Source organism: Methanoculleus thermophilus (genome assembly GCF_001571405.1).
In the GTDB taxonomy this organism is placed as follows: Archaea; Halobacteriota; Methanomicrobia; order Methanomicrobiales; family Methanoculleaceae; genus Methanoculleus; species Methanoculleus thermophilus.
On record NZ_BCNX01000008.1, the window covers coordinates 54,172 to 67,259 of the forward strand.

Genomic DNA, 13,088 nt, shown 5'->3' on the forward strand with positions numbered 1-13,088 from the left:
GCAAGCCTCAAGCAGGAGGGTGACTTCGGAAACAGCCGCTACATCGAGGTCCTCTCGATCATCGAGGCGGCCAACGCCAAGGTGCGGGATCTGCGCAAACTTGCCGAGCGCTACTCCACCGAGGTGGGCGTGACGCCGCCTGCGTCAATCGGCGTGGACGACCCGCTTCCTCTGACCCAGCCGGTAGCCGGAGACGACAAGCAGGGTCTCCCCGACCTCCCGGTCGAGGGCAGGGTCCCCGGTGTCCACGTAGAGGACGGGTGTGGCCTGGAGTTTTCCGGGGGTCGCGACCACGATCAGGTTCGATAGCCCCGCACGCCGGAGGACTGCAGGACTGATCTGCTGGTTCCCGCGGCCGAGGACGAAACCCTGGGCGCCGATGGGGCTCACGATGATCTTTGCCCGCGGATAGCGCTCAAGGAGGGCAAACAGCGTCCACTCGTCGGCGTTCCGGGCGAGGACCTCACCGTTCCGGACAACGTCGACCCCTAGAAGCGTCGGAGTCAGTCCAAGCCTCTCCATGATCCGGGCCGTCGTGCTCCCGGCGCCGATGATATAGAGGGTATCAGGGAGCATGATCTCGGCGATGAACGCCGCGATAGCGTCCTTTGCCCGCTCCTCGTCCTGCTCCTCAAAGACCTGCTTGCCGCCTTGCGTCCGCTCCGGGATGTAAGGTACGCAGGCATACCCGTAGAGCCGGGCCGCGAGCCGGCCCGAGCGGTAGGCCTCCTCGTCGACGTCCATCACCTCGGAGTCGCGGCAGGGGATCTCGCCCGCCAGGCGGAGAAGCTCGGCCGCGGCCGCCGGGTTGACCGCAAAGACCGCCGAGTACATCTTCACCCCGGCGGGGATGCCGAGGATCGGGACCGAGCGGCCCACGGCGTCGAAGACGTCCCGGGCCGTCCCGTCCCCGCCGCAGAAGAGGATGAGGTCGACCCCGGCATCGAGGAACGCCCGGCACGCAGCTTTGGTATCGGCAGCGGTGGTCGGGGATGCAGGGCGGTAGAGGACGGTGAACCGGTCGATCCCGGCCGCGGCGAGGACGTCCTCGCCCATCGGGGCTGCGGCCGTATACCAGTGGATCTCCTCGCCCCCAAGACGGGAGAGGGCCTCGACGGCCCGGGCGGCAGCGCGGGGGACGGCCCCGCGGCGGAGGGCCTCTTCAAGTTTCCCGTCCGTCCCGGAAAGCCCCACGGCGCCGCCCATCCCGGCAATGGGGTTGACCAGGAGACCGATCGCCTTTCTCATCCCTCAACCCTTTCCCGCCGGAGGATATCAGGTTCGGGGTCGGGGGCAAACCCGCGCCGGAGCCGGGCGATGACCGTCCGGAGGGCCGCGTGCATCCCCGCCTCGTCGCCGAGGTGCTCCTCGATCGTCCGGACAAGCGCGCTTCCCACGATAACACCGTCCGCACCGGCGGCCACGACGGTCCGGACGTGCTCCGGGCGCGAGATCCCGAACCCGACAGCGAGGGGGAGGGCCGTCTTCTCCCGGACCGCACCGACGAGACGGGCGATACCGGGCGAAAGACGGTCGCGCTCCCCGGTGACCCCCTCGATCGAGATGATGTAGACGAACCCCGAGGCACCGTAGAGGATCGCACGCTGCCGATCCGGCGAGGTCGTCGGGGCGACGAGGGCGATCCGGTCGATCCCGTACCGGGCGGCAAACGGCGCGACCTCGTCCGACTCCTCGACGGGAAGGTCGACGACGAGGACGCCGTCCGCACCGGCGGCCGCAGCCTCGGCGAAGAACCGGTCGCCCCCCCGGCGGTGGATGATGTTGTAGTAGGTAAAGAGGACGACGGGGAGCGCCGGCGCATACTCCCTGACCTCCCGGACGAGGGCAAAGGCGGTCTCTGGGGTGGCCCCCGCCCGGAGGGCGCGGACGTGTGCCCGCTCGATCACGGGGCCGTCCGCCACCGGGTCGGAGTAGGGGATCGCGATCTCGAGGAGGTCAACCCTCGCATCGATCATCGTCTTTGCCACCCGGAATGACGCCTCGATGCCCGGGTCCCCGGCGACGGTAAACCCTATGAGGACCGGGCTCTTTTTGGCAAAGAGCGCCTCGATCCGGCTCATGCCGCGCCCCCGCAAAGGTTTGCGACGTCCGCGACGTCCTTGTCGCCCCTGCCGGAGAGGTTGACGACGATGATACCGTCCTTATCCAGGTCGTCTGCCGCCCGGAGGGCGTAGGCGACCGCATGGGCGGACTCGAGCGCCGGGATGATCCCCTCGGTCCGGGAGAGGTAGCGGAAGGCGTGGAGCGCCTCGGCGTCGGTGACCGCCTCGTAGCGGACCCGCCCGGTGTCCTTCAGCATGGCATGCTCCGGCCCGACGGAAGGGTGATCGAGGCCGGCGGCGACGGAATGCGTCTCAAGAACCTGGCCGTCGCCGTCCTGGAGGAGGTAGGAGAGCGCTCCCTGGAAGACCCCGACCGAACCTGCCGTGAGCGAAGCGCTGTGGCGGCCGGACGCAAGCCCCTCGCCGCCGGCCTCGACCCCGACGAGGCGCACGTCGTCGTCGAGGAACGGGTGGAAGATGCCGATCGCGTTCGAGCCCCCGCCGACGCAGGCGACGATGGTGTCGGGGAGCCGCCCTTCCCGCTCGAGGATCTGCCGCCGCACCTCCCTCCCGATGACCGACTGGAAATCGCGGACGATCTGGGGGAAGGGATGCGGGCCGACGCAGGAGCCGAGCAGGTAGTGGGTCTCCCGGAGGTTCTCCACCCAGTCGCGCATCGCGGCATTGATGGCATCTTTCAGCGTCCGCGTCCCGGAGGCGACCGGAATGATCCGGGCGCCAAGGAGCTCCATCCGGGCGACGTTGAGCGCCTGGCGCCGGGTGTCCACCTCGCCCATGTAGACCTCGACCGGGAGGCCGAGGACCGCGCCCGCGATCGCCGTCGCGACGCCGTGCTGCCCGGCGCCGGTCTCGGCGATCAGCCGGCGCTTACCCATGAACTTTGCCATGAGCGCCTGCCCGAGGGTGTTGTTCAACTTGTGCGCACCGCCGTGGAGGAGGTCTTCCCGCTTCAGATAGACCCGGCAGCCGAGGTCGCGGGAGAGGTTCTCGCAGTAGGTGAGCGGCGTCTCCCGCCCGGCGTACTCGTGGAGGTACCAGGAGAACCGGCGGGAGAACTCCGGGTCCTGGCGGATCCGCTCGTAGGTCTCCTCGAGTTCGATCAGCGCGCTCATCAGGGTTTCGGGCACGTACTGCCCGCCGTATACACCGTATCGTCCTGCTTTCATGGGTCTACCGTCCTGCACGCCTTCACGAACGCCCGCATGAGGCGCTCGTCCTTGACTCCCGGCGCCGCCTCGACGCCCGAGCAGACGTCGACGGCGTGCGGCCGGACGGAACGGATCGCCTCCGCCACGTTCCCGGGATCAAGCCCTCCCGCGAGGATGACCGGGACCGGGGAGGCGGCCACACATCGCCGGGCATACTCCAGGTCGAACGCCCGCCCTGTCCCGTGACTGTTATCGACGATCACCGCGTCGCAGTCGCCCCGGAGAGGATCGACGGGAGCAAGCATCCGGATGACCCGGACCCCGGCGTCCCGGGGGACCGGGAGATCGCCCGGGACCTGGACCGCGTCCGGCCGCAGAGTGAGGATCTTTCGGAGATCGTCTGGCCGGTCGGACGAGGTGACCGCCACCGTCGTCGCGAACGGCGAGACCGCCACAAAGATCTCCCGCGCCACGTCCAGACTCACGGATCGCGGCGAAGGGCTTGCAAGCACCACGCCGATCGCATCGGCCCCGGCCGCCACGGCAAGAAGCGCGTCGTGTACACTGGTCATGCCGCAGATCTTTACGCGAATACGAACCCCTCCAGCCTTCTGCGCCGGTCCCGCGCCGACATCAGGGCGGAACCGATCAGGAACGCGTCGCAGTGCCGGGAGAGGCGCCGGACGTCGTAGGGCCACATGATGCCGCTCTCCGAGACCACGATCCTCCCGACGTCGCGGGCCGCCTGCGCGAGGCGAACGGTCGTCGAGAGGTCGATCGTCATCGTAGAAAGGTCGCGGTTGTTGATCCCGATGAGGGGTGCGTTCGTGGCGAGGGCCCGCTCCATATCGCTCCGGTCATGGACCTCGACGAGCGGCTCAAGCCCGAGCGCGAGCGCCCGGTCGACGAACGGGGGGAGGCGATCCCCAAGGAGGCGGGCGATCAGGAGGACGGCGTCGGCGCCGAGCGCCCGGGTCTCGGCGAGCTGGCGTTCGTCGATGATGAAGTCCTTCCTGAGGATGGGGAGAGAGACCGCACGCCGCACCCGGACGAGGTGGTCGGTGCTCCCCCCAAAGTAGGCGGGCTCGGTCAGGACCGAGATCCCGGCGGCCCCGGCGGCGGCGAACTCCCGTGCAATCGCCTCGGGGGTGCAGCCGTCGTGGATCCGCCCCCGCGACGGGGAGGCGTACTTCACCTCGGCGATAATCGCGCGTCTCTCCCGGCAGGCCCGGATGGCGGCCGCAAGGCTCCTGCAGGGCGCCCCCGTACCGCCCCCCGTCCCGAACTCCGGAAGGTCCAAAAGACGCTCGCGGGTCGATTGGACGATATCGTCGAGAATCATGCCGTCCCTCCTCCGGTCGCCTGGACCAGGCGGTCGAGCCGGTCGAGCGCGGCTCCCGAGTCGATCGAGACCTCGGCGCGGGCGATCCCGCCCGCAAGGTCGTCGGCCTTCCCGCCGAGGTAGATCGCCGCCCCGGCATTGAGGAGGACGATATCGCGGGTGGGGCCCTCCTTTCCCGAGAGGACGGAGAGGAGGATCGCGGCGTTCTCCTCCGGCCCGCCGCCCCGGATGGCAGAGATGGGCGAGCGCGGGATCCCGAACTCCGTGCAGTCGAGCGTATACGTCTCAACCTCGCCGTCCCGCAGCTCCGCAACCGTCGTCGGGCCTGCCGTCGCGATCTCGTCGAGGCCTGCCCCGTGGACGACCATCGCCCGCTCCGCCCCGAGATCCGCGAGCACCCGGGCGACCGGGAGGGCCAGGCGGGGGTCGTAGACGCCGAGGAGGTGGGCTCTCGCGCCAGCCGGGTTCGTGAGGGGGCCGAGGAGGTTAAAGACCGTCCGTATCCCGATCTCGCGCCTAACAAGCCGGGCATACTCCATTGCCGGGTGGTATGCCGGGGCGAAGAGGAACGCGATCCCGGCGGATGCAAGGACGTCCGCCACCTTCTTTGGCGGGATCGCGACGTTGACCCCGAGCGCCTCGAGGACGTCCGCCGACCCGCACCGGCTCGAGACCCCGCGGTTCCCGTGCTTCACGACCGGGACGCCCGCCCCGGCCGCGACGAATGCCGCGGCGGTACTGATGTTGAACGTCCCCGCACCGTCGCCCCCGGTCCCGCAGGTGTCCACCCGCGCCGCCGGACCCGGGAGGGAGACCGGGACCGCGGCCGCCCGCATCGCCCGGGCGAACGCCGCGATCTCGGCAACGGTCTCCCCCTTCATCCGGAGCGCCGTCAGGAGACCGCCGATCTGGGCGGGTGTCGCTGCGCCCCGCACGATCTCCCCCATCACCCCTTCCGCCTCGGCCGGGGAGAGGTCCGCGCCCGAGGAGACCCGGGCGATCGCCTCGCGGATCATGCCGCACCCCCCGGACCGAAGAGGAAGTTTGCCACCATCCGGGTTCCCTCGGTGGTGAGGATGCTCTCCGGGTGGAACTGCACCCCCTCGATGGGATACTCCCGGTGCCGGACGCCCATGATCACCCCGTCATTGCTGCGAGCGGTCACTGCAAGGCAGTCCGGGACGGATGCCGGGTCGATGACGAGCGAGTGGTAGCGGGCCGCGACGAAGGGATCGGGCACACCCGCATAGATCCCCGCACCGTCGTGCCGGATGATTGACCACTTCCCGTGCATCAGCCGGTCCGCCCGGACGATTCTAGCCCCGAAAGCAAGCCCGATCGCCTGGTGGCCGAGGCAGACCCCGAGTGTCGGGACAGTCCGGCTAAGGGAGCAGAGGACCTCGCGGTAGAGAACGGAGTCCCGGGGATGCCCCGGGCCGGGCGAGAGGACGATCCGGTCGAAGGACCCGGACCGGAGCACCTCAAACGGCGTATCGCTCTTTGCCATGACCGGCTCTGCCCCGAGCATCCCGATCTGCTGGCAGAGGTTGAAGGTGAAACTGTCGTAGCTGTCGATGACGAGCACCCGCATCACTCCACCTCCGCGCCGAGCGCCGCAAGCATCGCCCGCCCTTTGTTCTCGGTCTCGGTCCACTCCCTGCCGGGGTCGGAGTCGGCCACGATCCCGGCCCCCACCTGGACGGACGCGACGCCGTCCCGAACCAGGACCGTCCGGATGGCAATCGCAAAATCCATCGACCCGGAGAATCCGATATAGCCGACGGCCCCGGCGTAGAGCCCGCGCCGGGCCTTTTCCGTCTCGGCGATGATCTGCATCGCGCGGATCTTCGGGGCGCCCGAGACGGTTCCCGCGGGGAAGCAGGAGCGGAGGGCGTCGAACCGGTCGCATCCATCGCGGAGCGAGCCCGTGACCGTCGAGACGATGTGCTGGACGTGCGAGAACCGCTCGATGCTCATGAAATCCTCCACCGCGACGGTTCCGAAGGCCGAGACCGCCCCGATGTCGTTTCGGGCAAGGTCGACGAGCATGACGTGCTCCGCCCGCTCCTTCTCGTCGGCGAGGAGATCGGCGGCGAGCCGATCGTCCTCTGCCGCCGTCCGCCCCCGCGGCCGGGTGCCGGCGATCGGGACGGTCGTCACCCGACCGCCGTCCACCCGGACGAGCATCTCGGGGCTGCTCCCGGCGATCTGGCTGTCCCCAAAGTCCAGGTAGTACATGTAGGGGCTCGGGTTTGCTTCCCGGAGGCGCCGGTAGACGGAGAACGGATCGCCCTCGACCCGGCAGGCAAGCCGTCGGGAGAGGACAGCCTGGAAGATATCCCCCGCCGCGATATGCTCCTTTATCCGGAGGACCGCGTCCGAGAACTCGTTCTGTGTCAAGGACGAGATCGGGGCGTCGGCCCGGCACGGCTCGCCCGGAGGCGGCGGAGGGAGATCGCGGATCCGGGCAATCTCCTTGGCAACCGCCGTCCGGGCCCGGGCGAGTTCCGATTCCACGTCGGTACCACCGGCAAGAAGCACGTTTGCGATGACCGCAAGCCGCCCTCTCCTATGATCGAGGGCGAGGCAGTCTTGCGCCAGCACGAACCGGGCGACGGGTTCGTCGATCTCTCCTGCCCGACGTACCGGGTAGATGGAGGAGACGAGGTCGTAAGCAAAGTAGCCGGCAAGCCCGCCGGAGAACCCCAAAAGATCAGGATGAGCGACCCTGAATCGGCCCATGAACGCCCGGACGGCGTCGATGGGGTCGGCGGCCTCGATCCCGGCGGCGATCTCCTGGAACCGTGGGTCCCCGGAGACCGTCAGCGTGCCGTCGGAGGCCACGGAGACGGTCGCGGCGGGGGCGGTGCAGATGAACGAGTATCTGGCGGTCTTCTCGCTCCCCTCGAGAGACTCGAGCAGGAACCCGGGGCCGTCCCGGAGAGAGGCGTAGAGGTCGGCCGGTGAAGACGGGGGGATCGGGATCTCCCCGTAGACCGGGACGACGAGGGGCCGGTCGGCCGCGTCAGCCGCGGCAATGGCCTCCTCGTATCCCGGGATCCTGATCAGTTCCCTTAAAGCAGAGTCCATTCCACCGGCATCACCCCGTCACCGGGAGCCGCGAGAGCGACTCTTTGATCAGCTCCGCCGGGTACTCGTAGTCGACGAGGCTCCCGGCAAAGTAGGCCTCGTAGGAGGAGAGGTCGAAGTTGCCGTGCCCGGAGCAGCTAAAGAGGATCGTCTTTGCCTCACCGGTCTTGCGGCACCTGAGGGCCTCGTCGATCGCGGCCTTCACCGCGTGGGCCGCCTCGGGGGCGACGATGATCCCCTCCGTCCGGGCGAACTGCACGGCGGCCGAGAAGACGTCGTTCTGGTGGTAGGCGACCGGCCGCACGACTCCGTCCTGGACGAGCCGGGAGACGAGCGGGGACATCCCGTGGTAGCGCAAGCCCCCTGCATGGATCGAGGGCGGGACGAAGTCGTGGCCGAGGGTGAACATCCGAAGAAGCGGTGTCAGCCCCGCAACGTCCCCGAAGTCGTAGGCGTAGAGCCCCTTCGTCAGGGACGGGCAGGCGGCGGGCTCGACCGCGACGATCTCTGTCTCGGGGTGCTTCCCGGTCAGTTTGTCGCCCGCAAACGGGAAGGAGAGCCCGGCAAAGTTGGTGCCGCCGCCGACGCACCCGATCACGACGTCGGGGTAGGCCTCGACGGCCGCAAGCTGCTCCCTCGCCTCCTGGCCGATGACCGTCTGGTGGAGGCAGACGTGGTTGAGGACGGAGCCGAGCGAGTAGTTGGTGTTCTCGTGGCTTACGGCATCCTCGACCGCTTCGGAGATCGCGATCCCGAGGGAGCCGGGCGTATCCGGGTCGCGCTCGAGGATCGCCCGGCCAGACTGGGTCCTCGGGGAGGGGCTTGGGATGCACTCGGCCCCGTAGACCTGCATCATAACCTTGCGGTAGGGCTTCTGCTCGTAGGAGGCCCGGACCATGTAGATGGTGCACTCCATATCAAAGAGGCTCGTTGCAAACGCAAGCGACGATCCCCACTGCCCCGCCCCGGTCTCGGTCGCGAGCCGCTCGATTCCCGCCTCGCGGTTGTAGTAGGCCTGCGGGATGGCCGAGTTCGGCTTATGCGAGCCCGGGGGGCTGACACCCTCCCACTTGTAGTAGATCTTTGCCGGGGTCTTTAGGGCCGCCTCGAGCCGCCGCGCCCGATAGAGTGGGCTCGGTCTCCAGAGGGTGAGGATATCGCGGACCTCGGTCGGAATATCGATATAGCGCTCCGTGCTCATCTCCTGCCGGATGAGCTCCATCGGGAAGATCTGACGGAGGTCATCAGGGGTCACCGGCTTTCCGGTGGCCGGGTGAAGAGGCGGGTCCAGGGGCGTGGAGAGATCCGCCTGGATGTTGTACCACCGCTTCGGCATCTCTCCCTCGTCAAGGAGGATCTTCGTCTGCATGCCATTCTGGTGTACTCTGAACAAATATATACATTGTGGATCTTTTTAGTTCAACAAAGGTCATCGAGTTACCAGGGGGCACGCCCCGCCCCGGAGCATCTCCGACGAAAAAGAGTATATAATCACCCCGCCACTGGAGAGCGATGTATCTCCTCGCCCATGCCATGGCCGGCGTCCTCATAGGGCTCATCCTCGCGGCGATCGTCCGAGACCGGCGGGTCGTCCTGCTCGGCGCACTGGGCGGCGTCCTCCCCGACCTGATCGATAAGCCGCTCGGGCATATCATCCTCGCCGAGACCGTGGGCTACGGCCGGCTCTACTTCCATGGCCTTACGATCGTCACGCTCATCGCCATCGCCGGCCTCTTCATCTACTACCATCGCCGAAGCATCGGCCTCCTTGTACTGGCAGCAGGGATGCTGAGCCACCAGATCCTCGATGGGATGTGGCTGCGGCCAGCAGGATGGCTCTGGCCGTTCCTCGGACCGATCCCACTGCTTCGCACCCCGGATGACTTTTTGTGGGACGCCCTCATGCGGGAACTCTCTCAGCCGAGCGAATGGCTCTTCTTCCTCCTGATCACCGGACTCTTCGCCTACCTCTACCGGGGGGAACTCAAAGGCGCCCTTGCCCGGCTCTCCGGCCCCACGATCCGCCGGCTGCTCGTGGTCATCTTAGGTCTCGCCATCCTCGCCGCACTCGCCGTGGGCGGGAGGAACCTCCTCTAAAGCAGGCCCGTCATCCCGCTCCACCGGGGCCGATTGGTTCGGCGCAAATCCATCCAGGGCGGGAAACCCCAACCCTTATATACGAGACTGGTTACTGAAATGCTTGTGGTGAACTGAGTGACTGGCGAATCAATGCTCCAGATAACCGTCGATCAGCTGGCAAGAACGCTCTGCGCAAGCGCAATCCTCGGTGCCCCGGTCGATGCAGGTGAGCGGGTGATCATACCGGTCGCCGAGTTCGGATTGGGGTTCGGCGCAGGCGAAGGGTCCGGTGGGTTCAGAGAGGGGAAGCAGCACGGTGGAGCCGGGACCGGGGGAGGCGGCGGCATATCGGCTGTTGCCCTGATCATCATCACCAAGGGCGTTCCGGGGCCTGAGGGGGTCCAGGTGATCTCGTTAAAGAAGAAGAGCGAGATCGCCGAGGTCGTCACGGCGATCGGCGAGGCCGTCGGCCCGCACGTCGAGAAGGTCCTTGAGAAGGGCTCGGAGATGATGCAGCAGAGAGGGGGGATGGGGAGAGCCCAGGGAGAAGGAAGAGAGATCCCGGTAACCGGGGAAGAAGGAGCGTAAAGTCCGCTCCCCCTCCACTCCATGGCAGCGACGCTCCTCTTTTTGGTCCTGCTTGCCGTCGCCGTCATCCTCATCCTCGTCCTGCTTGCCCTATACCTGGTCCCGGTGACCGTCTCGATGGTTGCCGACTGCAGTGAGGAGAGTGCCCGGGCGACGGCCGACGTAGCCTGGTGCTTTTTGGACGGGAGGGTCCGGGTGGACGACGAAGTGCAGGTGCTTGAGATCCTTCTCTTCGGCCGCCGGGTGATGAGCCGGGATCTTGGCGAGCTTGCGGCGGAGGCCCCGGAGGAGGAAGAGAAGAAGGTCGAGGAGAGGCGTCCGATCCCGGACTACCTCGGCGCCGCAACCGACCTCTGGCCCCACCTCGAGAAGATCCTCGCCGCAGTCTACCGGTCACTCTATCTAGAGACGCTCAGGGGCGATATCATCCTCGGTCTTGAGAGTCCGGCCGATACCGGGATCATATACGGCTACTGCACCGCCGCCCGCTACGCCCTCTGGCCGGCCGAGGCGATCGACTTCGTGATGACCCCGGTCTTTAACCGAAGGGTCTTTGCGGGAACCTTCACCCTCCGGACGCAGATCCGCCACCCGCTCCTGATCCTCATCCCGGTCGTCCAGGCTCTCCTGGATAGACCGGTCAGGGACCGGCTCCGTCAATTCTCGGGAAGAGGTGCTCCGGGTGGGTGAGAGGACAGAACTCGTCGTCGGCGGCGGGCGGAAGGTCGGCGACCGGTGCATCATCCCCGTCATCAGGGAACATGTGATCCATGCAGGAGGGTGCGCCATGCTCAGTTTAAGCCCGGTTGCCCTCCTCATCGCCGAGGGGGAGCATGAGTACCTCGCCCTCCTCCCGGGTGCGCCCCCGGGGACTAAAGATGCAATCAAGACGCTTCGCGACGGAATTGAGCGTCAAAAAGAGGAGTGTCTCGGGTAGCCCCCGTCACTCGTGGCGCAGGGCCTGGATGGGGTTTAGCTGCGCCGCCTTCCAGGCCGGGTAGAGACCGGAAGCGACGCTTGTAAAGACGCCGAATCCCATCCCGAAGGCGATGTAAAGGAGGCTTGCCGGGTTGAAGAGGTATGCCGAGTTCCCGGCGAAGACCGCCGTCAACAGGAATCCGGCACAGAAACTGAGCGCACCTCCGATGAGAGAGCCCGCAAGCCCGAGGATGAGGGCCTCATAGATGAACATCCGCATCACCTCGCCGCGCCGGGTGCCGATGCTCCGGAGGATCCCGATCTCCTTGGTCCGCTCCGTGACCGACATCAGCATCACGTTCAGGATCGAGACACCGGCGACGAGGAGCGATATCGCGCCGATCCCGGCAAGGAAGACCGCAATCGAACTGGTGGCCGAGGTGATGCTCTCGAGGAACTGCCTTGAATCCGAGACGGAGACGACCTCCTCCCGCCGGTTCAATTTCTGCTCGATCGACGCTTTGACCGCATCGATATCGTCGACGTCGCGGACCTTCACGATGACCTGATCGTAATCCTCTTCGTCGTAATGACTTGAGTACCAGGTATAGGGCACGACGATGGCGTCGTCGGGGCTGATGTCGAGCGCGAGCCCCCGCTCCTCAAGCACGCCGACCACACGGAGGTACTCGTCGCCGATCCTGACCCGGGAACCGAGTTTCAGACCGTTCTCCTTGCTGTTTGCAGCAAGGTTGCTCCCGATCAGGCAGCCGGCGCCCGTATCCTTCGGATAGCCCCCCGACTTCACCTCAAGGAGGGAGGGAATATCCTCGGCAGGGATCGCATACAGCATCACGGCGCTCTCCTTATCGCCCACCGAGATCTTCTCGAAGGTGTATGAGTACGGTACGACGGCGTTCGAGCCGACCGCCCGGGTAATATCGGAGACCTGCCGTTCGGTGAGTTTGCCCCCGCTCACGCCCATCGCCGGGGAGACAATGACGGTATCCCCGACATCCGAGATCATATCGTCAAGCATCAGGCCGATGCTGGTGCCCATGATCCCGAGGGACGCGATCGCGAGGACGCCTATGACGACCCCGACGACCGCAAGGGTCGACCTGAGCCAGTGGCGGGTGACGTTCCGGCGGGCGAGGTCAAAGAAGGTCATTCCACCACCCTCCCGTCAATGAGCTGGATCGTCCGGTCTGCATACTTCGTCATGCGGGGGTCGTGGGTGACCATGACGACGGTCTTGCCCTCCTCACGGTTCATCCGGGTAAGGAGGGCCATGATCGCGGTCCCGGTCTTCGAGTCCAGGTTCCCGGTGGGTTCGTCGCAGAGGAGGAAGTCGGGGTCGTTGACGAGCGCCCGGGCGATCGCGACCCGCTGCTGCTGCCCGCCGGAGAGTTCATTCGGCTTGTGGGTGAAGTGGGTCTCGGCGAGCTCCACGGCACGCAGGACCTCTTCTGCACGCTTGCGGGCCCCGTTCTGTCGGCCTTTCAGGATCAGGGGATACTCGACGTTCTCGACCACGGTGAGGAGCGGGATGAGGTTGAACTGCTGGAAGACGAACCCTATGTGATCCCGCCGAAGAAGGGTCAGTTCATCGTCGCTCATCCTGCTGATCTTCTTTCCGGCGATGGTGACCTCTCCTGAGGTCGGGACATCGAGCGAGCCCATGATGTTTAAGAGCGTCGACTTCCCCGACCCCGAGGGGCCCATGATCAGGACGAACTCGCCCTTCTCGATCGCGAGATCGACGCCGTCCAGCGCCACAACGTCGCCCCCCGGGAGGGGGTAGACCTTCCGGACCGCATCGAAGCTGATGACCGGCAT

At 66.8% G+C, this 13,088-nt stretch carries 15 protein-coding genes; 4 read left to right on the forward strand and 11 right to left on the reverse strand.

Translation table 11 applies throughout. The features are described 5' to 3' along the window. Positions 1-144: 144 nt before the first annotated feature. From MCUTH_RS11395 to MCUTH_RS07985, 9 genes are read right to left on the reverse strand one after another with little or no spacing between them, the layout of a single operon-like run. Complete coding sequence (locus MCUTH_RS11395) at positions 145-1,248, reverse strand: ATP-NAD kinase family protein (RefSeq protein ID WP_083524826.1); 1,104 nt, start codon at positions 1,246-1,248, stop codon at positions 145-147. Further along, positions 1,245-2,081 (reverse strand): tryptophan synthase subunit alpha, encoded by an 837-nt coding sequence (gene trpA / locus MCUTH_RS07950; protein ID WP_066957855.1) that lies wholly within the window; start codon positions 2,079-2,081, stop codon positions 1,245-1,247. The genes MCUTH_RS11395 and trpA overlap by 4 nt, the downstream gene beginning before the upstream one ends. Further along, a complete protein-coding gene (gene trpB, locus MCUTH_RS07955; protein WP_066957857.1) occupies positions 2,078-3,250 on the reverse strand; it encodes a tryptophan synthase subunit beta in 1,173 nt (390 codons plus the stop codon). The genes trpA and trpB overlap by 4 nt, the downstream gene beginning before the upstream one ends. Then, entirely contained in the window at positions 3,247-3,804 is a 558-nt protein-coding gene (locus tag MCUTH_RS07960; RefSeq protein ID WP_083524827.1) for a phosphoribosylanthranilate isomerase, read from the reverse strand. Before MCUTH_RS07960 ends, trpB begins: the two co-directional genes overlap by 4 nt. An 11-nt stretch (positions 3,805-3,815) precedes the next feature. Beyond that, complete coding sequence (locus tag MCUTH_RS07965; RefSeq protein ID WP_066957858.1) at positions 3,816-4,574, reverse strand: indole-3-glycerol-phosphate synthase; 759 nt, start codon at positions 4,572-4,574, stop codon at positions 3,816-3,818. Then, on the reverse strand, positions 4,571-5,590 hold the full coding sequence (trpD, locus tag MCUTH_RS07970; RefSeq protein ID WP_066957860.1) for an anthranilate phosphoribosyltransferase: 1,020 nt from the start codon (positions 5,588-5,590) through the stop codon (positions 4,571-4,573). The genes MCUTH_RS07965 and trpD overlap by 4 nt, the downstream gene beginning before the upstream one ends. Further along, on the reverse strand, positions 5,587-6,165 hold the full coding sequence (locus tag MCUTH_RS07975) for an anthranilate synthase component II (protein ID WP_066957862.1): 579 nt from the start codon (positions 6,163-6,165) through the stop codon (positions 5,587-5,589). The genes trpD and MCUTH_RS07975 overlap by 4 nt, the downstream gene beginning before the upstream one ends. Next, positions 6,165-7,664 (reverse strand): anthranilate synthase component I family protein, encoded by a 1,500-nt coding sequence (locus MCUTH_RS07980; RefSeq protein ID WP_083524828.1) that lies wholly within the window; start codon positions 7,662-7,664, stop codon positions 6,165-6,167. The genes MCUTH_RS07975 and MCUTH_RS07980 overlap by 1 nt, the downstream gene beginning before the upstream one ends. 10 nt (positions 7,665-7,674) lie before the next feature. After that, complete coding sequence (locus MCUTH_RS07985) at positions 7,675-9,033, reverse strand: TrpB-like pyridoxal phosphate-dependent enzyme (RefSeq protein ID WP_066957863.1); 1,359 nt, start codon at positions 9,031-9,033, stop codon at positions 7,675-7,677. A gap of 143 nt (positions 9,034-9,176) precedes the next feature. On the opposite strand from MCUTH_RS07985, the gene MCUTH_RS07990 reads away from it, so the two are divergent. From MCUTH_RS07990 to MCUTH_RS08005, 4 genes are all read left to right on the forward strand, one after another. Next, positions 9,177-9,761: a metal-dependent hydrolase gene (locus tag MCUTH_RS07990; RefSeq protein WP_066957865.1), complete on the forward strand. Its 585-nt coding sequence runs from the start codon at positions 9,177-9,179 to the stop codon at positions 9,759-9,761. Between the two features lie 117 nt (positions 9,762-9,878). Continuing rightward, positions 9,879-10,331, forward strand: coding sequence for a spore germination protein GerW family protein (locus MCUTH_RS07995; RefSeq protein ID WP_224732780.1), 453 nt, complete (start codon positions 9,879-9,881; stop codon positions 10,329-10,331). Between the two features lie 21 nt (positions 10,332-10,352). Then, positions 10,353-11,021, forward strand: coding sequence for a DUF2953 domain-containing protein (locus MCUTH_RS08000; RefSeq protein WP_066957870.1), 669 nt, complete (start codon positions 10,353-10,355; stop codon positions 11,019-11,021). Then, on the forward strand, positions 11,014-11,268 hold the full coding sequence (locus MCUTH_RS08005; protein WP_150468724.1) for a hypothetical protein: 255 nt from the start codon (positions 11,014-11,016) through the stop codon (positions 11,266-11,268). Before MCUTH_RS08000 ends, MCUTH_RS08005 begins: the two co-directional genes overlap by 8 nt. Positions 11,269-11,274: 6 nt before the next feature. Here MCUTH_RS08005 and MCUTH_RS08010 read toward each other — a convergent pair whose 3' ends face one another. Together MCUTH_RS08010 and MCUTH_RS08015 are read right to left on the reverse strand one after the other, a co-directional pair. After that, positions 11,275-12,420 (reverse strand): ABC transporter permease, encoded by a 1,146-nt coding sequence (locus tag MCUTH_RS08010; protein WP_066957874.1) that lies wholly within the window; start codon positions 12,418-12,420, stop codon positions 11,275-11,277. Beyond that, positions 12,417-13,088, reverse strand: a complete 672-nt coding sequence (locus MCUTH_RS08015; protein WP_066958170.1) for an ABC transporter ATP-binding protein — start codon at positions 13,086-13,088, stop codon at positions 12,417-12,419. The genes MCUTH_RS08010 and MCUTH_RS08015 overlap by 4 nt, the downstream gene beginning before the upstream one ends.

Coding starts and splice junctions, on each gene's coding strand:
- trpA (WP_066957855.1), bottom strand. CDS start 2,081: ATGAGCCGGATCGAGGCGCTCTTTGCCAAAAAGAGCCCGGTCCTCATA.
- MCUTH_RS08000 (WP_066957870.1), top strand. CDS start 10,353: ATGGCAGCGACGCTCCTCTTTTTGGTCCTGCTTGCCGTCGCCGTCATC.
- MCUTH_RS08010 (WP_066957874.1), bottom strand. CDS start 12,420: ATGACCTTCTTTGACCTCGCCCGCCGGAACGTCACCCGCCACTGGCTC.
- trpD (WP_066957860.1), bottom strand. CDS start 5,590: ATGATCCGCGAGGCGATCGCCCGGGTCTCCTCGGGCGCGGACCTCTCC.
- MCUTH_RS07980 (WP_083524828.1), bottom strand. CDS start 7,664: ATGGACTCTGCTTTAAGGGAACTGATCAGGATCCCGGGATACGAGGAG.
- MCUTH_RS07960 (WP_083524827.1), bottom strand. CDS start 3,804: ATGACCAGTGTACACGACGCGCTTCTTGCCGTGGCGGCCGGGGCCGAT.
- MCUTH_RS07965 (WP_066957858.1), bottom strand. CDS start 4,574: ATGATTCTCGACGATATCGTCCAATCGACCCGCGAGCGTCTTTTGGAC.
- MCUTH_RS07975 (WP_066957862.1), bottom strand. CDS start 6,165: ATGCGGGTGCTCGTCATCGACAGCTACGACAGTTTCACCTTCAACCTC.
- trpB (WP_066957857.1), bottom strand. CDS start 3,250: ATGAAAGCAGGACGATACGGTGTATACGGCGGGCAGTACGTGCCCGAA.
- MCUTH_RS07990 (WP_066957865.1), top strand. CDS start 9,177: ATGTATCTCCTCGCCCATGCCATGGCCGGCGTCCTCATAGGGCTCATC.
- MCUTH_RS08015 (WP_066958170.1), bottom strand. CDS start 13,088: ATGCCGGTCATCAGCTTCGATGCGGTCCGGAAGGTCTACCCCCTCCCG.
- MCUTH_RS11395 (WP_083524826.1), bottom strand. CDS start 1,248: ATGAGAAAGGCGATCGGTCTCCTGGTCAACCCCATTGCCGGGATGGGC.
- MCUTH_RS07985 (WP_066957863.1), bottom strand. CDS start 9,033: ATGCAGACGAAGATCCTCCTTGACGAGGGAGAGATGCCGAAGCGGTGG.